Genomic DNA, 1,092 nt, shown 5'->3' on the forward strand with positions numbered 1-1,092 from the left:
ATAAATTAGGATTCGTTTCTCCTAAAAATTACTATTTAAATTATAAAAATGCAGCTTAATGTCGAATTTTGAAAGAGTCTATTTATCGGGGGATTGACCATAAGCACCAATCCCCCGATAAATAGACTCTTTCAAAATTCGACATTAAGCTGCATTTTTATAATTTAAATAGTAATTTTTAGGAGAAACGAATCCTAATTTATATTGGGTTCGTTTTTCATTGTAATAACATATAAAATGATTCAGATCTCTCTGAAATGTATCTTTTTGAATGGTTGGATAAAAACAAGGGAATTCAGTCTTTAATTGCGAAAAAAAGCTCTCAATAACAGCGTTATCTCAACAGTTTGCCTTGCGGGACATGCTTGGTGTATACTTCAAAGTCTTGCTCAATTGAGCATAACCAAAAGACCTATACACACTCCCTTGATCACTGTGAATAATTACACCTTCAAGTGATTTCAACTTTCTCTTTTTTTGTGCCGACTCAATAGTAGCCTTAATAAGATCCTGATTTGGACTAGAGCTCACTTCAAATGCAATCACTTCCCGGTTAAATAAATCCATCAATGCTGATATATAAAATTTCTCTTGGTCTACTTGGATTTCCGTCATATCTGTAACCCATTTTTGGTTGGGATGACTGGCATGGAAATCCCGGTTTAAAAGGTTTTCATACACATTTCCAACCGCTTGCCCCTTTGTTTCTTTTGTTGTTTTCGGGCGTCTGACTACTGCTTTAATATTAGCTTCTTTCATGATGCGAGCCACTTTTTTATGATTTACAACAGTCCCTTTCTCTTTTAAGTACCCGGCTATTCTTTTAGCTCCATATGTTCCTTGATGTAGGGTGTAAGCTCGTTTTATCTTAGTTAAAAGCTTGCGATCCTGGTCTGATACTTGTTTTTTAGGTCTTTTAAGATACGCATAGTACCCACTTGTTGATACTCCTAATAAACGACAAAGAAGGACGACTGAATAATCCTTTCTCAAGAAGGAAATAGCTTCGAATATCTTACTTATCCGTTCCCCTTGAGAAAGGCCTGGAACTTTTTTAATATCTCATTCTCCAATTCTATTTCTTTTAATTTT

Annotated in this window: 2 protein-coding genes; both read right to left on the reverse strand. The window is 34.8% G+C overall.

The window, feature by feature from the left end; translation table 11 throughout:
• Positions 1-144: 144 nt before the first annotated feature.
• On the reverse strand, positions 145-327 hold the full coding sequence (locus tag ACIFOT_RS32440) for an IS3 family transposase (protein WP_430073106.1): 183 nt from the start codon (positions 325-327) through the stop codon (positions 145-147).
• Between the two features lie 12 nt (positions 328-339).
• The gene (locus tag ACIFOT_RS32445) at positions 340-1,059 is read right to left on the reverse strand and encodes an IS3 family transposase (RefSeq protein WP_430073109.1); all 720 of its coding nucleotides are present in this window, start codon (positions 1,057-1,059) and stop codon (positions 340-342) included.
• Positions 1,060-1,092 lie beyond the last annotated feature (33 nt).

The sequence above is a fragment of the Neobacillus sp. NRS-1170 genome, assembly GCF_050468025.1.